This is a genomic window from Qingrenia yutianensis (genome assembly GCF_014385105.1).
In the GTDB taxonomy this organism is placed as follows: Bacteria; Bacillota; Clostridia; order UMGS1810; family UMGS1810; genus Qingrenia; species Qingrenia yutianensis.
On record NZ_JACRTE010000009.1, the window covers coordinates 1 to 21,246 of the forward strand.

The following is a 21,246-nucleotide window of genomic DNA, read 5'->3' on the forward strand; positions in this document are numbered from 1 at the left end:
TCGAAATGTCATCCTTTCTATACCGGAAAACAGAAGTTGGTTGACACCGGCGGACGTGTTGAAAAGTTCAGAAAGAGATTTGGTATGGACAAATAATGTTTTGTTTTTCAAAACAAATAAAGATGCGTCTTTTGTGCTTTCCGACATAGAGTCAACGCTCGAAAACACCGCGCACGACTATATTATAAAGAGATTTTTAAAAAAATAGCGATATTTTAAAAATAATGCTTGCTTTTTTAAAAAGTTTGTGATATACTAATTATTGCTTATTTGTAAATGTATGAAAGAGGTGAAACAAATGAAGGAAGGAATTCATCCCGAATATAAAACCGCTGTTGTAAAATGTGCTTGCGGTGAAACGTTTGAAACACGTTCTACAAGAGAAAAAATCAATGTTGAAATTTGCTCGAAATGTCATCCTTTCTATACCGGAAAACAGAAGTTGGTTGACACCGGCGGACGTGTTGAAAAGTTCAGAAAGAGATTTGGTATGGACAAATAATGTTTTGTTTTTCAAAACAAATATTGTATTTTTTATTATTAAAAAGCGATTTAAAGGAAATTGGCAAAAGAGTTCTTTGCCAATTTTTTTTAATTTTATCACGTTTTTATCACAAAAGTGTATTATCATAACGCTTGGAAAAATGCAGACTTGGTTTTAAAAATCAGGCGCAATTACCGAAAGGCGGTGAACAAAATGAAAAGAATTCTCGTTGCGGACGATGAAGAAAAAATCAGAGAAGTTATTAAAGAATACGCGCAGTTTGAGGGATATGAAGTTGCCGAGGCGGAAAACGGTATGGAAGCGGTTGAAATGTGCCGTCAAAACGATTTTGACGCCGTTGTGCTCGATGTTATGATGCCAAAGCTTGACGGTTTTTCGGCGTGCAAGGAAATCAAAAAGCTTAAGGATATTCCTGTTTTAATGCTTTCTGCACGCGGTGAGGAATACGACAAACTTTTCGGCTTTGAAATAGGCATAGACGACTATGTTGTAAAGCCGTTTTCGCCCAAAGAGCTTATGGCTCGTCTTAACGTTATTATCTCGCGCAACAACAAAGCCGAGGAGAAAAAAGACCTTCTCGAATACGGCGGACTTGTTATCGACATACCTGCGCGGAACGTTTTTGTGGACGGCGTGAGAGTTGACCTTACGCCGAAAGAATACGACTTGCTTTTCTATTTTGCGAAAAACAAAAATATAGCCCTCTCGCGCGAAAAACTTTTGTGTGACGTCTGGGGATATGATTTTTACGGCGATGACCGAACTGTTGACACTCACATCAAAATGCTTCGCAGCCGTCTCGGAAAATACCGCGACTATATTGTTACGTTAAGAAGCCTTGGATATAAATTTGAACCGCAGGAAGGGGGAGAATTTAAAAAATGACGCATTCCGGAAAAAACGAGCAGAGCATAAAAATAAGAATGTGGAAATACTTCGCGGTATTCACAATGCTTATTCTTTGTCTTTTGTGGATACTTCAGATTATACTTTTCGGTACGTTCTACAAAACTATGAAGGGCAGGGAAATGCGCGAGAGCGGAAACGAAATTAAGGTTTCGTGCAAAACGCTTTCGTCGGAGCATATTGCCGAATACATAGAAAGAAAGTCGTTTGAACAGGGTATTTCGATTTACGCGTTCGACAAAGACGGAAATGTGCTTTCAACGCGCAAGCATCCGCGTCCCGAATGGATAAACGACAGCGAAAAAAACGAAGTTTACAAAGTCTTGGAAAACAGGGAAGAGGCAATTTACCGCCACACCGAACAAAATTTTAAAATGAATGTTGCGTCATATGCGACGAAAATATATGACGCCGACGGCAATGAATTTTATCTTTATATGAAGTCACCGCTTTTGGCGCTCAATTCCACCGCGAAAATTCTGCGGACGCAGTTTTTCATTGTTTCTGTTCTGTCACTTGCAATCGCGCTGGTACTTTCGTATTTTACCGCAAAGCGGTTTACACAGCCGATTGTGAAAATCACAGAAACGGCAAACGAGCTTGCCGCGGGCAACTACGACGCGCATTTTGACGGCGGAGGATTTAGGGAAATAGAGGATTTGGCAGACACGCTTAACTTTGCGTCGTCGGAGCTTAAAAAGACCGATGAACTTCGGCGCGACCTTTTGTCGAATGTGTCGCACGACCTTAAAACACCGCTGACAATCATAAAATCGTATGCCGAAATGGTGCGCGATTTGTCGGGCGAAAACAAGGAAAAACGGAACGAGCATTTGAGCGTTATTATAGACGAAACCGACCGTCTTACATATCTCGTGGGCGATATTCTGGATTTGTCCAAAATGGAGGCGAATATCGACACGCTTGAGCGCGAAAAGGTCGATTTGAAAGAAATTGTAAACTCGGTGCTTAAAAATTTTGCGGTGCTGGAGCAAAACGAAGGCTATGAGTTTATCACCGAAATTGAGCCGGACTGTGTGATTTTTGCCGATTACTCAAAAATTTATCAGGTGGTATACAATCTTTTGAACAACGCCGTAAATTACACCGGCGACGACAAAACGGTGAAAATAAGAATTACACAAACGGGCGGGAAAGTGCTTTTCGAGGTTATCGACACCGGAGACGGCATTGCGCCCGATAAAATAGATAAGGTTTGGGACAGATACTACAAAACTGGAAAAAACCATAAACGCGGTGTAAACGGCACGGGAATAGGACTTTCCATAGTTAAAAATATTCTCATTCTGCACGGCGCGGAATACGGTGTGAAAAGCGAGGTCGGACACGGCAGCGATTTTTGGTTTAAAATGTAGCACATCATAATTTCGGCTAAAGGAAAGGGGTAGAAAAATGGCAGACGAAGCAAAGGTAAAAAAAGCTCCGAAAGAGGCGGTATCCGAAATTGCCTCAAAAGCAAAAGACGGAGCAAAAAATTTGTTTCAGAAGAAAAACAGGAAAAAGCTTATATCAATAACCGCGGTGCTTGTGGCACTGGTGCTTATAATAACGCTTTTCAGAGGGTGCGGAAAGAAATCCGACAAAAGCGAACTTAACACCGACACGGTTTCAAAAGGCGACGTTACCAAGATTATCGAGGGTTCGGGCACCATTGAGGCAATCGACCAGTACGAGGTTACAAGCGTCGGCATTAAAGGCGAAATCGTTCAGTGCAACTTCGAGGAGGGCGACGAGGTTAAAAAAGACCAGGTTCTTTACGTTATCGACTCCAGCGATATGCAGTCCAGCATAGACAGGGCGAATTTGTCCATTTCAAACGCTGAAACAAACTACGAGGACGCGGTTAAAAAATATAATGATACAAACGAGGATATGACTGTTACCGCACCGACGTCGGGCGTTATCACGTCGCTCAATGTTGAAGAGGGCGACAAGGTCAACGGCGGCACACAGGTTGCGACGATTAAAGATAATTCAAAAATGAAGCTTACCATTACGTTTATCGCAGAAGATGCGGAAAAACTCCGCACGGGCGAGGGCGCAAAGGTAAATCTTGAAAACTCGTACTCCACGGTAAACGGCACGGTTACACATATCGGATCGGGCACAACCGTTTCGGACGAGGGTTCGCTTGTAAAATACGTTGAAATCAGCGTTGACAACCCCGGCGCGATAAAGGACGGCGACAAAGCTACGGCAATGGTCGGCAACATTGCGTGCAATGATTCGGGAACGTTCAAAAGTTCGGCAGAGCAGACTGTTACCGCAAACCTTACGGGCGACGTTTACGCGCTTAATTACAAGGTCGGCGACCGTGTAAACAAGGGCGACGTTATCTTCAGAATTGATTACGACAATTCATATTCGAGCGTTAAAAACGCGAAAAACAGTTTGAGCGATGCAAGAGAAAATCTCAAGAGCCTGTATGACGATTTGGAGGATTACAGCATCAAAGCGCCGATAGACGGCAAAATCGTTCAGAAAAACTACAAGCAGGGCGAGAAAATCGACAACAATTCCTCGTCGAGCACAAAACCGCTTGCAATTATTTCGGATTTGTCAATTCTCACATTTGATATGAACATAGACGAACTTGATATTGCGAATATTGAGGTCGGTCAGGAGGTTTCAATTACCGCCGACGCATACGAGGGCGAAGAATTTTCGGGCATTGTCGACAAAGTAAGCGTTGTCGGCACAAGCTCGCAGGGTGTAACAAGCTATCCTGTTACGGTTATCGTAAACAGCGACAACAAAGATAAGCTTATTCCCGGTATGAACGTAAGCGCAAGCATTGTTATAGAAAAAGTTGAAAACGTTTTGAGAATACCCGTTTCGGCACTCCGACGCGGAAACGTTGTTATAGCAAAAACCGACTCGGACGGCGTTGAGCAGAAAATGCCGTCGGGCGCAAACGGCGCACCCGATACAAACGGCGCAAAATCGGACGGCAAGGGTAACGGCAAAGGTCAGCCGGCATCAAACAGTGACAGTCCTTTCCTCCGAAATCTTGATATTCCCGACGGATACAAGGCAGTATTCGTTGAAACGGGACTTACCGACGACGATTATGTTGAAATCAAGGCAGGTCTTAACGAGGGCGACACGGTAGTTCTTCCCGATGTAACCGTATCTTCCGGCTTCGGAATGATGATGGGCGGAGGCGGCGGCGGTCCCCAGGGCGGACCTCCCTCGGGCGGCGGTGACGGCGGTCCCGGAGGCGGAGGCGGCGGTCCCAGAGGCTGATATTAAAATAATGTCATAAGGGAGAGGCGTATGATTGAATTAAAACACGTTTTTAAAATATACACCGACGGCGACAGTGAAATACGCGCTTTAGATGACGTTTCGCTGTTCGTCGGTCAGGGAGAATTTACCTCTATCGTCGGCTCGTCCGGCTCGGGTAAATCCACTTGTATGAACATTATCGGCTGTCTTGATATTCCGACGAGAGGAGAGTATTATCTCCACGGAAACGACGTAAGCAAAATGAGCGAAAAAGAGCTTGCTTACATACGCAACAAGGAGTTGGGATTTGTTTTTCAGCAGTATAATCTTATCCCGAAGCTTAATCTTATAGAAAACGTTGAACTTCCGCTGATATACCGCAGAATGGCACCGTCCAAAAGGCGGGAGCTTGCAAAGGCGGCGCTCGAAAGGGTAGGACTGGGCGACAGGCTCACAAAATATCCTTCCCAGCTTTCGGGAGGTCAGCAGCAGAGGGTTTCCATAGCGCGTGCGCTTGCAGGCAGTCCGCCGGTAATTCTTGCCGACGAGCCTACCGGTGCGCTGGACTCAAAAACGGGCAAAGATGTTCTTGCACTTTTGAAAAAGCTTAATCTTGAGGGCACAACAATAGTGCTTATCACGCACGATAATTCCATTGCGGCGCAAACCAAGCGCACCGTGCGTATTCAGGACGGCAAAATTATATCCGATGTTGTCAATGAGGATATTGTTGCGGAAATGAAACTTGAAAAGGAAAAATTAAGCGAAGGAGCTGATGCGGTTTGAGTATCAAACAATCGCTGACACTGGCTGTAAAAAGCCTTATGGGCAGTAAAATGCGCTCCTTTCTTACAATGCTCGGTATAATTATCGGCGTCGGCGCGGTTATAATAATCGTCGGTGTAATCAACGGTATGACGCAGATGGTTATGGACGAATTTGAAAGTATGGGCGCGACGAACATTATCGTTTCGGTGCGCGGACGAGGCGGAAACAGAAGCATTGATATTGACGATATGCAAAATCTTGTGGACGAAAATCCGACGCTTTTGTCGGGTATGACGCCGTCGATAAGCATTTCGGGCGCAGTGGTGAAATCGGGTTCGGAAAATCTTGATACAACCTCGGTTACCGGCGTAAACGAAAACTATTCCGCCATTGCCAACAAAAAAGCCGAATACGGCAGAGATTTGCAGTATCTCGACTGCCGCGACCGTCTTTTAAACTGCGTTGTCGGTACATATGTCGCAAACAGTCTGTACGGCACGGCGGAAAATGCAATAGGCAACGAAATTAAAATAAACGGACGCAATTTTAAAATTGTCGGTGTTATGGAGGAGCAGGCAGACAGCACCGAGTCATCGGAGGACGACGCGATAATTATTCCGTACACCATAGCACAGAAGCTTTCGGGCACGTTTGCAATAAGCGCATATACCTTCTGCGCGGCGAATAAAGACGTTGCAACCGAGGCACAGGCGGCAATAGAAAGTTATCTTTACAAAATATTCAACGACAGCGACGCATACAACGTTATGAATATGTCAAGCCTTGTTGACACAATAAACGATATGACAAGTAAAATGAGCCTTATGGGCGCGTGCGTTGCAGGTGTATCACTCTTGGTAGGCGGTATAGGAATTATGAATATTATGCTCGTATCGGTAACGGAAAGAACGCGCGAAATCGGCATAAGAAAATCGCTCGGCGCGGCGCCGTGGGATATAATGAGCCAGTTTGTTGTTGAGGCTATCACAACAAGCTCGATAGGCGGAATACTCGGTATTCTGCTTGGCGTGGTCGGGTGCTTTGCACTGCGGTTTGTGCCGGATTTAAGCCCCGTTGTGTCAATTCCGTCGGTGCTTTTGTCCTTTACGGTTTCGGCGCTCATCGGCGTAATGTTCGGATATTTCCCGGCGAAAAAGGCCGCGGCGCTCAATCCTATTGACGCTTTAAGATACGACTAACATACCACCCCATTCGGAAGGAGAAAGGTAAATGATTAAGAAAAGTATTTCGGTAATTCTTGCGCTCTGCATTGTTTTGTCGTCGGTTTGTGTTTTCGCGGACGGTGAGTTAAACGAGGCTGATATTGAGAATTACATAAGCTTTATTTCAAGCTTTAACATTATAAACGGCGACCCCGACGGAAATTACCGTCTTGACGACCTTGTGACAAGGGCGGAATTTTCAAAAATCGCGGTTGCCGCGTCGGAGCACAGAAACAGCGTTGCCGCGTCGCTTTCGGTTTCGCCTTTTAAAGACGTCCCGTATACACACTGGGCGGCGCCCTACGTTAAGGCAGCGCTTTCAAACAAGTATGTCAACGGCTATGAGGACGCAAGTTTCCGTCCCGACCAAAACGTGCTTTTTGAGGAGGCAATAACGGTATTTTTAAAGCTTCTCGGCTATGAAAATTCCGATTTCGGCTCTTCGTGGCCGTACGGTCCTTACGGCATTGCAAAAAATATAAATCTTGTTGACAATATGCAGTCGCAGATTGGCTCGTATCTCACAAGACGCGAGGCGGTTATTTTGGTTTACAACCTTTTAAACTGCAAAACAAAATCGACTCCCGTTTCGTCAACCGAGAAATATATGAGCGTTTTCAACTGCGCGGTAAAAGAAGATATTATCCTTGTTGCAACGTCGAAAGAGGATTCGTCTGTCGGCGCAAACAAAATTGCAACCAGCGGAGGAACGTATAAAATCGGCAAAGGTTTAAACCTTGATATGCTCGGCAAAAAGGGCGACGGAATTATAAAAGACGGCGACGAGCTTATTGCGTTTATGCCGAACACGGAGTATACCACAAAAACATATGCGGTTTATTCTGTGCTGGACGACAAGGTGCTGGTTCACGACAACGGAACCATAAAGGAAATCACCTTCAAAGACGGTCTTGACGTTTACGAGGGCGGAAAACAGAGCAGTTTTTCGGCGGTTAAGGCAAAGCTTGCAATGGGTGACGAAATAACCGTCCGATACGACGATTTCGGCGCGGTGGATTACCTTATCTATAATGAGGGCACGCTGCAAGGCCCCGTTACCGTTTCAAATACGGGCTGGGCGTCAAGCCTCGGCGTAAGCGACATTTCAAGCGCGTTTATCGTGCGCGACGGTGTAAAATGCACGTCAGGCGACATCAAGACGAACGACATTGTATATTACAGCAGGGGCGTAAATATGGTGCTTGCATACTCCAAAAAGGTTACCGGCGTTTATGAGGACGCGTCGCCCACGCGCGACAACCCGACAAGCGTTAAAATTTCGGGCGTGACATATGAACTTGAGGGCGCGGCCGCATACAACAAACTTTCGTCGTCGGGAACACTTAAATTCGGTGATACAGTTACCGTTCTTATCGGCAGAAGCGGAAAAATTGCTGACGCAATCTCGGCAGGCAGTGTATCGTCGAGCGTTGTGGGATACCTCACCGAAACGGGCAGTAAGATATACAAAGACAGCAACAACAACGATTATTCAGCATTTTATGCGAAAATCGTTACCACCGACGGTGTTGAAAACGAATATAAAACCGACAAAAATTATTCGGCGCTTAAAAACACAGCGGTTAATATGACATTTGCAAACGGTGAGGGCAAGGCAACGAGAATTACAGTTTCCGAGGCGCTCGGCACGGTTAACGCAAGCAAAATGAAAATAGGCAAAACCGCCGTTTCGGAGAATGTTCAAATTCTCGACGTAAGCACAACATATGAGGACGAACCCACGCTTTACGCTAAAGTTTATCTGCAAAGACTCGACGGCGTTGACCTTTCGGCAAGCAATGTTGTTTATGTTGAAAAAAGCGCCGCCGGCGAGATTGAAAAGATGATTCTAAAAGACGTTACGGGTGATATGTATACCTACGCGGTGACTGCAAAGGTTAAAACCTCAAAAGACGCTGACGGCAAGGTTGATGTCCGCGGTTATCAGTATACATTTGACTCGAACGGCACAACTTACACAGATACGGGACGTTCGCTCCCCGTATCGGCAGGCGAGGGCGCAAAGCTTGTGCTTTCGGGACAGACGGTTGACAACGTTAAGTCTATGAACGCAATCACGGGTAATGTGAGAGAGCTTACAAGCTCGAGCATTACCGTCGGCAACACAAAATATGCGCTCGCAAGCGATGTTATTGTTTACACAATGACCTACGACAACAGCGGATATAAATATCTTATCACACCGATAGACACCGTTGCGGAAAATCTCGCAAGCTACAAGGGCATTTCGGTTTATGCCGACAAAGCAGAGTCGAAAGGCGGCAGAGTAAGAATTATCGTCGCGAAAAAAGTATGATGTTTGAAAAATAAAAAAAAGACCATGCATATCACTCTGATTTGCACGGTCTTTTTTTGTGCAAAAAATTTTTGGAAAACGTAATATTTGCAACAAACTAGTTGATTTGGTTATATTATACATTATTTTTGACTGATATAATAGCGGTATAATAAGAATTACGGAGGTAAAAATGAGCAGAGAATACTTTGAAAACAGAATAAAAGAAGTAACCGAAAATCACAGAGCGGTTACGGGACGGAAAAACAGAAAAAAATTCAGCATAAACGGCGTTTTTAACCGCTACGAATACCCTGCGCTTATGCGCGAGGACATTCCGCTCAACTGGAGATTTGACTATTCATATGAGCGAAATCCTATGTTTCTCGAAAGAATAAGAGTAAACGCCATTCTCAACGCGGGCGGAATTTTCTTAAACGGAAAATATGTGCTTGTTGCAAGAGTTGAGGGCAACGACAGAAAATCGTATTTTGCGGTTGCCGAGAGTGACAACGGCATTGACGGCTTTAAATTCAGAGAAAAACCCATTAAACTGCCCGAAACCGACGAAATGGACACAAACGTTTACGATATGCGTCTTACAAAGCACGAGGACGGCTGGATTTACGGACTTTTCTGCAGTGAAAGAAAAGATTTCAGCGTGGACGATACATCTTCCGCGGTTGCAAAATGCGGTATAGTCCGCACAAAAGACCTCGACAGCTGGGAAAGACTTCCCGATTTGAAGTCGCCTACACAGCAGAGAAACGTTATGCTCCACCCCGAATTTATCGACGGAAAATATCTTCTTTATACCCGTCCGTCCGACGGATTTATCGACGTCGGCAGCGGCGGCGGTATCGGTGCCGCGCTGGTTGACAGTATGGAAAATGCCGAGATTAAAGATGAAAAAATCATAGACGCGAGAATTTATCACACCGTTAAAGAGGTTAAAAACGGCGCGGGCGCAACGCCTATCAAAACAAAAGACGGCTGGCTGCATATAGCACACGGCGTGCGTATGAACGCGGCAGGCTTGCGATACGTTCTCTATTGCTTTATGACCGCGCTTGACGACCCCACAAAGGTTATTTACAGCCCCGGCGGATATTTTATCGCACCTAAAGGAAAAGAGCGCGAGGGCGACGTTTCGGGCTGTGTATTCTCAAACGGCGCGGTTGTTGACAACGACGGCAATATTTTTATTTACTATGCGTCCGCCGACACTCGTTTGCAGGTTGCGTCCACAACGGTTGACAAAATGGTTGACTACTGCAAAAACACTCCTGCCGACGGCTTTAATACGCACGAGAGCGTTAAGACGATTTGCCGTCTTATAGACGATAACAAAGATTTTTACAACGAATAATTTTTAAAATACATAAAAAAACGGTACGCGAGTTTCACCTTGCGTACCGTAATTTTTTATATTTTACTTGCTTTCCAAAAACGCTTTGTAGCCGAGATAACCCATATAAATATCAGCCTTTGAAGCAAGTTCAAACGGCGAATGCATAGACAAAATCGGCACACCGCAGTCGAGCGTTTCAATGTTCATATTTGCAATGTACTGCGCAACCGTTCCGCCGCCGCCCTGGTCAACCTTGCCAAGCTCGGCAATCTGCCATTTAACGTTGTTTGAATTGAAAATTCTTCTTATTTCGCCCACAAATTCAGCGTTCGCATCGGAGGTTCCGCTCTTTCCGCGCGCGCCCGTGTATTTGCAAATGCACAAACCGCCTCCCATATACGCGCTGTTTTGTTCTTCGCACACACTCTTGTAGTTGGGGTCGTAGCCTGCCGTAACGTCCGCAGAAAGGCATTTTGACGCGCTGAAGCAGTCTTTCAAATAAAGCTCGTTGTAACCGCCCTTAACCGAATTTATAAGATGAGCGACGAACGTTTCCAAAAATCTTGATTTTGTTCCCGTCGAGCCCATACTTCCGATTTCCTCTTTGTCCGCAAGGTAGCAAACGCAGGTTTTTTCGGGATTTTCAATGTTCAAAATCGCCTCAAAAGATGTGTATGCGCACACTCTGTCGTCCTGACCGTAGCTTCCTACAAAAGAGGAGTCAAGACCTACGCTTTTTGCCTTGAACGACGGCACAAACACAAGCTCGGAGCTTATGAAATCTTCTTCGTCAATACCGTATTTATCTTTTAAAAGCGCAAGAATTGCACCTTTCACCTTGTCTTTTTCGTCGCCGTTCGGGAGCGAGCCGAGAACCGCGTTCAAATCTTCGCCCGACATAAACTGTCCCATTTTCTTGGACATCTGGTCAGCCGCAAGGTGGGGGAGAAGGTCGGTGATTGTGAATACGGGGTCGTCATCGTCCTCGCCGATGTTAACCTCAACAATTTCGCCGTTTTCTTTTACAACCGTGCCGATAAGCGAGAGCGGAATGGTTGTCCACTGGTATTTTTTAATACCGCCGTAGTAGTGGGTTTTTGCCATTGCAATGCCCAAATCCTCATAAACGGGGTTGGGTTTTAAATCGAGCCTGGGCGAGTCGATATGCGCCGCCACAAGGTTAATTCCGTTTAAAATATCGTCTTTTCCGATAATCGCAAAAACAATGCTTTTTCCGCGGTTTACGGCATAAACCTTGTCACCGGGTTTTAACGTTTTTGCGTTGTCAAGCTCGGTAAAACCTTTTTTCTCCGCAAGATAAAGGCTGTAATCGGTGCAGAGCCTTTCAGTTTTCGATTTATTTAAAAAAGTAATGTAGTCCGACGCGAAATCATATGCTTTTTTGCGGTCGATTGTGTTCCATACAGTTTTTTCCATAGTTATCAGTCCTTTCTTACTATATTGTAATACAAAATGAAAAATTTTACAACATTTTTTATAAAAAATTTGTAATTGACAATTTATCGCATAAAATGTATAATGAAAAAAAGAATTTAAAAAGGTGGTTTGGTGTATGGAAAGATTTACATTAAAAAGCAATGCAAGGTCACAGCTGCGCGGAAACATAGGTGTGCTGTTTGTGTGCACGCTTATTATGGGACTTATAACCGCAGTATGCGTTGCGTTATCGTACGGTATTGCATCGCTTCTTGTTGTACCGCCGTTTGAGCTTGGTATGACGATGATTTATCTCGGCTTGACCGAGGGCAGAGAGGCAAAGGTTGAAAAAGTGTTCGGCGGATTTAAGGTTAATTTCGTTAAATCCATTCTGCTTTATTTGCTGATGGGCATATTTATAGCTTTGTGGTCGCTTTTGCTGGTAATTCCGGGAATTATAAAAGGTTATTCATATTCAATGGCGCCGTACATACTTGCGGAAAATCCCGAAATGTCACCGCTTGACGCGATAACACAGAGTAAAAGAATGATGCACGGTCATAAATTTGACTTGTTTGTGCTTTATCTTTCGTTTATACCGTGGTTATTTTTGGTTTATATAACGCTCGGCATTGCAGGAATTTATGTTGGTCCTTATATGAACCTTACAGTTGCTAATTTCTATAAAAGTTTGTCGGGCGGTTATACAAATATGTATCAGGGCACGGCAACCGAAACCGCGTCTTCCGACAGCGGTGCGTTTTACGAAGAGTAAGATTAAAAAAATAAAAGGCTTGCACACAGCAGGCCTTTTATTTTTTGCTTAAATTATTATTTTCTTCCCGTCGAGCCGAAACCGCCCTCACCGCGGACTGTTTCGGAAAGCGCGTCGGATTCGATAAATTTCGCCGTGATATACGGTATAATAACAAGCTGTGCAATTCTTTCGCCTTTTGCGACAACCTGCGTTTCGCCCGACTGATTATAGAGCGAAACCATAATTTCACCGCGGTAGTCCGAGTCGATAACGCCGACTTTGTTCGCCGGTGCAAGACCTCTTTTTGTTGCAAGACCGCTTCTTGCAAACACAAATCCTCCGAAACCCTCGGGAATTTCCATTGCAAGCGCGGTGTGCACCATAACGGTTTTTCCCGCGCCGATTTCACATTCCTCCGACGCATAAAGGTCTGCGCCCGCGCTGTACTGCGTGCCGTAGGTCGGAACAACTGCGTTTTCGTTCAGTTTAATAAATTTAACTTTTGTCTTTTCCATTTTGTCCTCCATAGTGCAAAAATTTACGATAATTCAAACGCGCCGGTATAAAGGCTGTAATATTTGCCTTTTTGTGCTATAAGCTCCTCGTGGTTTCCGCGTTCTATAACAGAGCCGTTTTCAAGCACCATAATTGCGTCGGAATTTCTGACCGTTGAAAGCCTGTGCGCAATTACAAACACCGTTCTGCCGTGCATAAGCGAGTCCATACCTTTTTCGATAAGGCTTTCGGTTCGTGTATCAATCGAGCTTGTCGCCTCGTCGAGCACAAGCACAGGCGGATTTGCCACCGCGGCGCGCGCGATTGACAAAAGCTGACGCTGTCCCTGGCTGAGGTTCGCGCCGTCCGACGAAAGGTGAGTGTCATAACCTTTCGGAAGGTGCATTATAAACGAATGAGCGTTTGCAAGCTTTGCCGCGTTTACAACATCCTCATCGGACGCGTAAAGATTGCCGTAGCGAATGTTTTCTTTAACCGTGCCCGTAAAAAGGTGGGTGTCCTGAAGAACAAACGCGAGCGAACGGCGCAAATCGGCTTTTTTTATTTTGTTGATGTTAATTCCGTCGTAGGTGATTTTGCCGTCGGGAACGTCGTAAAACCTGTTTATAAGGTTCGTAATTGTGGTTTTTCCCGCGCCCGTCGAGCCGACAAATGCGATTTTCTGTCCCGGTTTTGCATAAAGCGAAACATCGTTAAGGACGGTTTTGTTTTCCTCGTAGCCGAAAGTAACGTTGTGAAATCTTACGTCGCCTTTAAGCCTGATATACGAAAATCCGCCCGTTTTTTCGGGGATTTTCCACGCCCACATTCCTGTATATTTATCCGACTCAACAATTCTTCCGTCTTTCTTTTCAGCCTTAACGAGAGTAACGTTTCCGTTGTCATCCTCGCTTTTTTCGTCCAGTACCTCAAAAATTCTCTCTGCGCCGGCAAGTGCGGAAAGAACCGAGTTAAACTGCTGTGACATCTGCGTGATAGGCTGTGAGAACGAACGCGTAAACTGCAAAAACGACGCGATTGTTCCGATATCGCCGATAACGCCTTTTATCACCAGAAACGCGCCTGCTGCGGCGGTGATTGCATAGTGCATATACGAAAGATTTCCCATAATCGGCATAAGAATGTTTGCACAGGTATTTGCGCTTGTGGCGGCATTGCAAAGGCTTTCGTTTATAACGTCAAAATCGTCTTTTACCTTGCTTTCGCGGCAGAAAACCTTTACAACCTTCTGACCTTCAATCATTTCTTCGATATATCCGTTAACCTTGCCGATTTCGCGTTGCTGTTCTTTAAAATAAACCGAGCTTTTTGCGCCGATTTTCTTGATTACTGCAAGTATCAAAAACAGCATTGCGATAACGAGAAGAGTTAAAATCGGGCTTAAAACAAGCATTGCCGTAAATACGCCGATTACCGAAATTACCGACGTAAAAAGCTGGGGAATACTTTGACTTAACATTTCGCGCATAGTGTCGGTATCGCTTGTAAAACGGCTCATAAGCTCGCCGTGCGTATGCGTGTCGAAATATTTTATCGGCAGTGACTGCATATGCGTGAAAAGCTGAACTCTTATTTTTTCGAGCGTGCCCGACGAAATGGTGAGCATCAGCCTGTTATACATAAACGTTCCGATAATTCCGAGAGCGTAAAATGTGCCCATCAGAATAAGTGTTCTTACAAGTTTCGGAATATCTGCCGAACTTGTTAAGTTGTTTATAACCGGTTTTAAAAGATAAGTACCTGCAATTGAAGCAACGGAGCTGAATATTATTCCGATTACAACAAATACAAGGTGGATTTTGTAGTCTAAAAGATAAGTTAAAATTCTTTTTATCGTCTTGCCCGCGTCCTTGGGTTTTCGCACGGGTTTTGTATTTCTTGACGGCGGCATATTATCACTCCTTTACTTTCTGTTTTGAAGTTCGTACAGTTCTTTGTAAATTCCGTCCTGTGCAATAAGCTCCTCGTGCGAACCCTGCTCGGCAATTTTGCCGTCGTCCAGTACGATAATTTTGTCTGCCTCGCACACCGACGTAATTCTTTGCGCGATTATTATAACGGTGGTGTCCTTCTGCTTTTTGAAAGCTTCTCTGATTTTCGCGTCGGTCGCAGTGTCCACCGCGCTTGTGGAGTCGTCCAGAATGAGGATTTTAGGTTTTTTCAAAAGTGCGCGCGCAATGCAAAGACGCTGTTTCTGACCGCCCGAAACGTTAACACCGCCCTGACCCAAATCGGTATCGTAGCCGTCGGGAAAAGATTTTACAAAATCATCTGCCGCGGCATCCTTACAGACCGCCTCAACCTCGCTGTAGGACGCGTTCAGGTCGCCCCATTTGATGTTGTCAGAAATACTTCCCGAAAAAAGTGTATTTTTCTGCAATACCATTGCAACCGCACTGCGCAGATTTTTGATTTTGTATTTTCTTACGTCCTCACCGCCAACCAAAACCTCGCCGCCGTTTACGTCGTAGAGGCGCGGAATAAGGCTGACGAGCGTGGTTTTTGCACTTCCCGTACCGCCGATAATTCCCACGGTTTCGCCGGGATTTATTTTAAGGCTGATGTTTTCAATGTTGTAATTTTCGCTGTCCTTGCCGTATTTGAACGACACGTTTTTAAATTCAACCGAGCCTTCTTTTACGGTGAGATTTTCGTCGTTTTCATCATCTGTAATGTCGATTTTCTCGCCGAGAACCTCAACAATACGCGAGATTGACGCTCGCGACATAACAAGTCCGACGAATGCGAACGAAATCATCATAAGCGACATAAGAATTTGCGTAACATAGCTTATAAAGCTCATCAGCTGACCGGCTTCCATAGTTTTGGAAATAATCATATTTCCGCCGAACCACGAAATGGAAATCATACAGGAATACATTATAAACTGCATAAAAGGCGCGTTCATAATGATAAGTTTTTCCGCGCCGACCTGCGCGTTTTTAAGACTTCTTGCGCTGTCCGCAAACTTTTTGTTCTCGTAGTCCTCTCGTACATATGTTTTTACAACGCGGATAGAGGTTAAATCCTCCTGAACCGACGAGTTCATAAAGTCGTAGCGTTTGAGCATTTCTTTAAAACGCGGAAACGCGCGCGTGCTGATGAAGATAAGAGCAACGGCAAGAATAGGAATTGCAATAAAGAAAATCATTGCAAGACGCGAATTTATGCGCACTGCCATAAAAGTTGCGCCCACCAGCATAACGGGGGAGCGGACAAGCATTCTCGTAATCATCATAAACGCGTTCTGAAGGTTTGTTATATCGGTTGTAAGACGTGTGATAAGCGACGGTGTGGAATATTTGTCGATATTTGAAAACGAAAATTCCTGAAGCTTATAAAACAATGTCTTTCGCACGTTTTTGCCGAAGCCCATACTTGCAACTGCGGCAAAACGTCCCGACATCGCACCGAAAAAGAGTGCCAAAAGCGACATCAAAATCATCAGTCCGCCTATTTTTGACACATATGCCATATCGCTGTTTTTTATGCCGACGTCAATGATTTTAGACATAAGAAAAGGAATGTATATTTCGAGAACAACCTCAAAAATAACAAATAGCGGTGTTAAAAACGCCGCGGTTTTATATTCGCCAACAAGGCGCATAAGCTTTTTCATTCACATTCCTCCATAGTGAGAGAGTTAATTTTTGCGTTGGTGAATTTTGTTATATCGCTGGTGTTAAGAAGAAGCTGACAGCCTCTTACGCCTGCCGAAACGGTGATTTTTTCAAAGTTTTTGCACGTTTCATCAAAATACGTGTCAAATTTTTTCTTCATTCCGACGGGCGAACAACCGCCTCTGATATAACCGGTAAGACCAAGCAGGTCTTTAACGTGCACCATTTCGATTTTCTTGTTTCCGCTTATTTTCGCCGCTTTTTTGAGGTCAACCTCTTTTGCAACGGGTATGCAAAACACAAGATAACCCGTTTTGTCGCCTTTTGCGACGAGGGTTTTGAAAACCATTTTGTCGTCGAGGTTTGCTTTTTTTGCGATTGTCACGCCCGACAAATCGTTTTCGTCAACCTCGTATTCAATGGTGTCATATTTGATTTTTGCCTTATCGAGAAGGCGCATTGCGTTTGTTTTTACCATGTTTTTCACTCCAAATTTGCATTGTTTACATTATATTCCTGTTTTGTGATAGGTGCGTGAAATATTTTTGAAAATATTTTATAAACAATTTCAGGCATAGAAAAATTTTTCCTATGCCCAAAAGTTAAAATATTTATTTTTTGAAATTCTCTTTTACCTTGTCAAAAAAGGTTTTCTGCTGTTTGTGATTTGTGTCGTTTGTAAGCTCGCCGAATTTTTTGAGCGCCGTTTTCTGTTCCGAATTAAGACGCTGGGGAACTTCGACAACGATTTCAATAACCTGGTTTCCCTTTATGCCCGTGCGCACGTTGGGTATTCCTGCGCCTTTAATGGTAAAGCGCGTGCCGTTTTGCGTACCCTCGGGAATTGTCTGTTTAACCTTGCCGTTTAGGGTGGGGACGTCGATTTCCGCACCGAGCGCCGCCTGAACGAACGTTATCGGAATTTTGCAGAACACCTCCGTGCCGTTTCGCATAAACAAATCGTGGCGTTTTACAACGACCGTTACAAGCAAATCGCCTTTCGGACCGCCGTTAAAACCGTGATTTCCCAATCCGCGGAACGATACCGTTTCGTTTGTGTCAATTCCCGCCGGGATGTTGACCTCAACCGTGCAGGCGCGTTTAACCTTGCCTTTTCCGCGGCATTTCTGGCACGGATTTTCAACAACCGTTCCCGTACCTCCGCAGGTATTACACGTCGCGGTGTTAACCATCTGACCGAGCATCGTGTTGGTGACGCGTCTTATTTCGCCCGTACCGTGGCAGGTGGGGCACTGCTTGCGTTTTTTGTCTTTTGAACCCGTGCCGGCGCACACGTCGCAGTCCTCAACACGGTAGATTTTGATTTTTTTCTTTACGCCGAAAGCCGCCTCTTCAAACGTGAGCATAATTCTTTCTTCAATGTCCGAACCGCGTCTCGGCGCATTAGGATTGCGTCTGCGCGAGCCTCCGCCGAAGAACGAACTGAAAATATCGCCGAAATCTCCGAAATCGGAAAAACCGCCGAAACCGCCCGCACCGCCGTATCCGCCTTGCGTCTGGTCGAACGCCGCGTGACCGAACTGGTCGTATTTCTGCCTTTTTTCCTTATCTCCCAAAACCTCGTATGCCTCGTTCGCTTCTTTAAATTTTGCCTCTGCCTCGGCATTTCCGGGGTTCAGGTCGGGGTGGTATTTCTTGGCAACTTTTCTGTATGCTTTTTTTATTTCATCGTCGCTCGCGCCTTTTGATACACCGAGCACTTCGTAATAATCTCGTTTTTCCGCCATATAGAATTCAATGCCTTTCCTTGTTTTATGTAATATGCAAAAGCAGAAAACCGTATGTTACATACGGCTTTCTGTAAAATGCACTCAGGCATAAGAGATTCAAACCCCGTATGCCTAGCCGAAAGAAAGTAATCCGAACTCCGATTTTGAGAGGCGGATTTTCGCTTTCGACTTTGTTAAAATACTCGGCAATCCGTCAGGATTACCTGCGTTTTTGCCTTGCGCAACCAAAAATCCGCTCTCTCAAAATTCTTCGACCTGAAAAGAATAGAATTTTGAGCAGATTTTGGTGCGGAAGATGAAGCAAGGCTGACGCCTTGCAAAGATGACAAGCCAAAAGATGCCGAAATTATGCCTTTTCAGGCGGGTTCGGATTACTTTCTTTTGGCTATATTATATTACTTTTTGTCGTCATCGTCAACTACTGTGTAGTCGCCTTCGTAATTTCCGCCGTTTGCACCGCCGTTTTGCGCACCGCCCTGTGCGTTGGGGTCAAAGCCTGCGCCCTGTGCGCCCTGCGCACCGCCGTTTTGCTGATATACTTTTGAAGAAACATCATAGAATTTCTTCTGCAAATCTTCGGTTGCCGATTTTATAGCCTCAACGTCTGTGCCCTCAAGAGCCTTTTTAACTGCGTCGATTTTGGTGTTAACTTCGGTTTTGTCTGCCTCGTCAATCTTGTCGCCAAGGTCGGTGAGAGCTTTCTGGCACTGATATACAAGAGTGTCGGCGTTGTTTCTCGCGTCTACCGCCTCTTTGTTTTTCTTGTCCTCTGCGGCATATTTTTCAGCCTCTTTAACCGCTTTGTCAATATCTTCTTCCGAAAGATTTGAGCTTGCGGTGATGGTGATTTTCTGCTCGTTGCCGGTTGCCATATCTTTAGCGCTTACGTGAACGATACCGTTTGCGTCGATATCGAATGTAACTTCAATCTGCGGCACGCCTCTCGGAGCCGGAGCAATGCCCGAAAGCGAAAATCTTCCGAGGGTTTTGTTATACTGTGCCATTTCGCGCTCACCCTGGAGAACGTGAATGTCAACGCTTGTCTGGTTATCTGCGGCAGTCGAGAAAATCTGACTGTGTTTTTTAGGAATGGTTGTGTTTCTTTCGATGATTTTTGTAAATACACCGCCCATTGTTTCGATACCGAGCGAAAGCGGAGTAACATCGAGAAGAAGAAGGTCTTTAACTTCGCCTGCAAGTACGCCTGCCTGAATAGCCGCGCCCATTGCAACACACTCGTCGGGGTTGATGCCCTTGTGGGGTTCTGTGCCGATTAAGCGTTTAACAGCCTCCTGAACGGCAGGAATCCTTGACGAACCGCCGACCAAAAGCACTTTGTGAATATCCGACGGATTAAGACCTGCATCGGAAAGAGCACGTCTTGTCGGCTCCATTGTTTTTTCAACGAGGTCTGCGGTGAGCTCATCGAATTTGCTTCTTGTAAGTGTGATGTCAAGATGTTTCGGGCCTGTTGCATCTGCCGAAATAAACGGAAGATTTATGTTAGAGGTTGTAACGCCCGAAAGCTCGATTTTAGCTTTTTCAGCCGCCTCTTTAAGGCGCTGGAGAGCCATTTTGTCGGCTTTTAAGTCAATGCCGTTTGCCTTTTTGAATTCATCTGCAAGATAGTCTATAATTCTCTGGTCGAAGTCGTCGCCGCCAAGACGGTTGTTACCGCTTGTTGCAAGAACTTCAAATACGCCGTCTCCGATTTCAAGGATAGATACATCGAATGTACCGCCGCCGAGGTCGTAAACCATAATTTTCTGCTCATTGTCTTTGTCCATACCGTATGCAAGCGCCGCCGCGGTGGGCTCGTTTATGATACGGAGAACCTCCAAACCTGCGATTTTACCTGCGTCTTTTGTAGCCTGACGCTGTGCGTCCGAGAAGTATGCCGGAACGGTGATAACCGCCTGTGTAACGGGTTCGCCGAGGTAGCTTTCCGCGTCCGCTTTAAGTTTCTGCAAAATCATTGCCGAAATTTCCTGCGGTGTGTACTGTTTGTCGTCGATTGTAACCTTTCTGTCGGTACCCATATCTCTTTTAATTGAGCTTACGGTGTGGTCGGGGTTTGTGATTGCCTGTCTTTTAGCAACCTGACCTACCAGTCTTTCACCCGTTTTAGTAAAAGCAACCACCGAAGGAGTTGTTCTTGCACCTTCGGGATTGGGGATAACAACGCTTTCTCCGCCCTCCATAACTGCAACGCAGGAGTTTGTTGTACCCAAATCAATACCAATAATTTTACTCATAATGTATTACCTCCGATTTTAAATAAAATTCAAAACACAAAAATGTACTAATTTGCAACTTTAACCATACTGTAGCGAAGAACTTTGTCTTTATAAGTATAACCCTTTTGAAATTCTTCAACCACGGTGTTTTCGGTGACGTTTTCGTCCTCAATATGCATAACCGCGTTATGCAGTTCGGGGTTAAATTCCTCGCCGACGGCTTTGGTTTCGCAAACGCCGAGCTTTTTGAAAATTTCCTCGGTCTGCTTATAAACCATTTCAACGCCTTTGTAAATATCGCTTTCCTTGTCGGAAATACTGCCTATCGCGCGCTCCAGATTGTCCATAACGGGTAAAAGCTCTTTAATCGCGTCCGCCGCCGCGTCAATGTAAATTGCCTCTTTTTCGCGTGCAGTGCGCTTTTTAAAGTTGTCATACTCGGCGCACAGCCTTAAATATTTGTCGTTTAATGCGTTTATTTCTTCTTTCGCCTTTTCAAGCTCGTTTGTTTCGGGCTCGGGGGCAGGCTCGTTTGCTTCGGAATTTTCTGCGTTTTCGGCATTTTCCTCTGCTTTTAATTCTTCATCTTTCAAATTTTTCTTCTCTTTATCAGCCAATATAAGTCATCTC

The 21,246-nt window shown here is 45.0% G+C and carries 19 protein-coding genes; 11 read left to right on the forward strand and 8 right to left on the reverse strand.

What is annotated here, in order from left to right; all coding sequences use genetic code 11:
• The 10 genes from rpmE (H8706_RS08120) to H8706_RS08165 form a co-directional block, all read left to right on the forward strand.
• Positions 1-96: 50S ribosomal protein L31 (gene rpmE, locus H8706_RS08120; protein ID WP_262432252.1), on the forward strand; the 96-nt coding region annotated here is incomplete at its 5' end.
• Entirely contained in the window at positions 59-208 is a 150-nt protein-coding gene (locus H8706_RS08125) for a hypothetical protein (protein ID WP_262432204.1), read from the forward strand. The genes rpmE (H8706_RS08120) and H8706_RS08125, both read left to right, overlap by 38 nt.
• A 90-nt stretch (positions 209-298) precedes the next feature.
• A complete protein-coding gene (gene rpmE / locus H8706_RS08130) occupies positions 299-502 on the forward strand; it encodes a 50S ribosomal protein L31 (RefSeq protein ID WP_178348307.1) in 204 nt (67 codons plus the stop codon).
• Between the two features lie 195 nt (positions 503-697).
• The gene (locus tag H8706_RS08135; protein ID WP_178348308.1) at positions 698-1,390 is read left to right on the forward strand and encodes a response regulator transcription factor; all 693 of its coding nucleotides are present in this window, start codon (positions 698-700) and stop codon (positions 1,388-1,390) included.
• Positions 1,387-2,787: a sensor histidine kinase gene (locus H8706_RS08140; RefSeq protein WP_262432205.1), complete on the forward strand. Its 1,401-nt coding sequence runs from the start codon at positions 1,387-1,389 to the stop codon at positions 2,785-2,787. Before H8706_RS08135 ends, H8706_RS08140 begins: the two co-directional genes overlap by 4 nt.
• 37 nt (positions 2,788-2,824) lie before the next feature.
• A complete protein-coding gene (locus tag H8706_RS08145) occupies positions 2,825-4,678 on the forward strand; it encodes an efflux RND transporter periplasmic adaptor subunit (RefSeq protein ID WP_262432206.1) in 1,854 nt (617 codons plus the stop codon).
• 30 nt (positions 4,679-4,708) lie between these two features.
• Entirely contained in the window at positions 4,709-5,446 is a 738-nt protein-coding gene (locus H8706_RS08150) for an ABC transporter ATP-binding protein (protein ID WP_178348311.1), read from the forward strand.
• Positions 5,443-6,627: an ABC transporter permease gene (locus H8706_RS08155; protein WP_262432207.1), complete on the forward strand. Its 1,185-nt coding sequence runs from the start codon at positions 5,443-5,445 to the stop codon at positions 6,625-6,627. The genes H8706_RS08150 and H8706_RS08155 overlap by 4 nt, the downstream gene beginning before the upstream one ends.
• A 31-nt stretch (positions 6,628-6,658) precedes the next feature.
• Positions 6,659-8,968 carry an S-layer homology domain-containing protein gene (locus tag H8706_RS08160; protein WP_262432208.1) on the forward strand — a complete coding sequence of 770 codons (2,310 nt, stop codon included), beginning with the start codon at positions 6,659-6,661 and terminating at the stop codon, positions 8,966-8,968.
• Positions 8,969-9,140: 172 nt separating this feature from the next.
• Positions 9,141-10,316: a glycoside hydrolase family 130 protein gene (locus tag H8706_RS08165; RefSeq protein ID WP_178348314.1), complete on the forward strand. Its 1,176-nt coding sequence runs from the start codon at positions 9,141-9,143 to the stop codon at positions 10,314-10,316.
• Between the two features lie 63 nt (positions 10,317-10,379).
• Here H8706_RS08165 and H8706_RS08170 read toward each other — a convergent pair whose 3' ends face one another.
• Positions 10,380-11,735, reverse strand: a complete 1,356-nt coding sequence (locus tag H8706_RS08170) for an aminopeptidase (RefSeq protein WP_262432209.1) — start codon at positions 11,733-11,735, stop codon at positions 10,380-10,382.
• Between the two features lie 136 nt (positions 11,736-11,871).
• On the opposite strand from H8706_RS08170, the gene H8706_RS08175 reads away from it, so the two are divergent.
• Positions 11,872-12,510, forward strand: a complete 639-nt coding sequence (locus H8706_RS08175; RefSeq protein WP_262432210.1) for a DUF975 family protein — start codon at positions 11,872-11,874, stop codon at positions 12,508-12,510.
• Positions 12,511-12,566: 56 nt separating this feature from the next.
• Here H8706_RS08175 and dut read toward each other — a convergent pair whose 3' ends face one another.
• The 7 genes from dut to grpE all read right to left on the reverse strand — a co-directional run bounded on the left by dut (position 12,567) and on the right by grpE (position 21,233).
• A complete protein-coding gene (dut, locus tag H8706_RS08180) occupies positions 12,567-13,007 on the reverse strand; it encodes a dUTP diphosphatase (protein ID WP_262432211.1) in 441 nt (146 codons plus the stop codon).
• Positions 13,008-13,030: 23 nt separating this feature from the next.
• Complete coding sequence (locus tag H8706_RS08185) at positions 13,031-14,899, reverse strand: ABC transporter ATP-binding protein (RefSeq protein WP_262432212.1); 1,869 nt, start codon at positions 14,897-14,899, stop codon at positions 13,031-13,033.
• A gap of 12 nt (positions 14,900-14,911) precedes the next feature.
• Complete coding sequence (locus tag H8706_RS08190) at positions 14,912-16,627, reverse strand: ABC transporter ATP-binding protein (protein WP_262432213.1); 1,716 nt, start codon at positions 16,625-16,627, stop codon at positions 14,912-14,914.
• Entirely contained in the window at positions 16,624-17,106 is a 483-nt protein-coding gene (gene ybaK, locus H8706_RS08195; RefSeq protein WP_262432214.1) for a Cys-tRNA(Pro) deacylase, read from the reverse strand. The genes H8706_RS08190 and ybaK overlap by 4 nt, the downstream gene beginning before the upstream one ends.
• 133 nt (positions 17,107-17,239) lie before the next feature.
• Entirely contained in the window at positions 17,240-18,376 is a 1,137-nt protein-coding gene (gene dnaJ / locus H8706_RS08200; RefSeq protein ID WP_262432215.1) for a molecular chaperone DnaJ, read from the reverse strand.
• 398 nt (positions 18,377-18,774) lie between these two features.
• Entirely contained in the window at positions 18,775-20,634 is a 1,860-nt protein-coding gene (gene dnaK / locus H8706_RS08205) for a molecular chaperone DnaK (RefSeq protein ID WP_262432216.1), read from the reverse strand.
• A 47-nt stretch (positions 20,635-20,681) separates the two neighbouring features.
• Complete coding sequence (gene grpE, locus H8706_RS08210; RefSeq protein ID WP_262432217.1) at positions 20,682-21,233, reverse strand: nucleotide exchange factor GrpE; 552 nt, start codon at positions 21,231-21,233, stop codon at positions 20,682-20,684.
• Positions 21,234-21,246: the final 13 nt, after the last annotated feature.

What these genes read in the sequence shown, in the direction of transcription:
- rpmE (WP_178348307.1), top strand. Translation starts at nt 299, where the DNA reads ATGAAGGAAGGAATTCATCCCGAATATAAAACCGCTGTTGTAAAATGT.
- H8706_RS08135 (WP_178348308.1), top strand. Translation starts at nt 698, where the DNA reads ATGAAAAGAATTCTCGTTGCGGACGATGAAGAAAAAATCAGAGAAGTT.
- H8706_RS08140 (WP_262432205.1), top strand. Translation starts at nt 1,387, where the DNA reads ATGACGCATTCCGGAAAAAACGAGCAGAGCATAAAAATAAGAATGTGG.
- H8706_RS08145 (WP_262432206.1), top strand. Translation starts at nt 2,825, where the DNA reads ATGGCAGACGAAGCAAAGGTAAAAAAAGCTCCGAAAGAGGCGGTATCC.
- H8706_RS08150 (WP_178348311.1), top strand. Translation starts at nt 4,709, where the DNA reads ATGATTGAATTAAAACACGTTTTTAAAATATACACCGACGGCGACAGT.
- H8706_RS08160 (WP_262432208.1), top strand. Translation starts at nt 6,659, where the DNA reads ATGATTAAGAAAAGTATTTCGGTAATTCTTGCGCTCTGCATTGTTTTG.
- H8706_RS08165 (WP_178348314.1), top strand. Translation starts at nt 9,141, where the DNA reads ATGAGCAGAGAATACTTTGAAAACAGAATAAAAGAAGTAACCGAAAAT.
- H8706_RS08170 (WP_262432209.1), bottom strand. Translation starts at nt 11,735, where the DNA reads ATGGAAAAAACTGTATGGAACACAATCGACCGCAAAAAAGCATATGAT.
- H8706_RS08175 (WP_262432210.1), top strand. Translation starts at nt 11,872, where the DNA reads ATGGAAAGATTTACATTAAAAAGCAATGCAAGGTCACAGCTGCGCGGA.
- dut (WP_262432211.1), bottom strand. Translation starts at nt 13,007, where the DNA reads ATGGAAAAGACAAAAGTTAAATTTATTAAACTGAACGAAAACGCAGTT.
- H8706_RS08185 (WP_262432212.1), bottom strand. Translation starts at nt 14,899, where the DNA reads ATGCCGCCGTCAAGAAATACAAAACCCGTGCGAAAACCCAAGGACGCG.
- H8706_RS08190 (WP_262432213.1), bottom strand. Translation starts at nt 16,627, where the DNA reads ATGAAAAAGCTTATGCGCCTTGTTGGCGAATATAAAACCGCGGCGTTT.
- ybaK (WP_262432214.1), bottom strand. Translation starts at nt 17,106, where the DNA reads ATGGTAAAAACAAACGCAATGCGCCTTCTCGATAAGGCAAAAATCAAA.
- dnaJ (WP_262432215.1), bottom strand. Translation starts at nt 18,376, where the DNA reads ATGGCGGAAAAACGAGATTATTACGAAGTGCTCGGTGTATCAAAAGGC.
- dnaK (WP_262432216.1), bottom strand. Translation starts at nt 20,634, where the DNA reads ATGAGTAAAATTATTGGTATTGATTTGGGTACAACAAACTCCTGCGTT.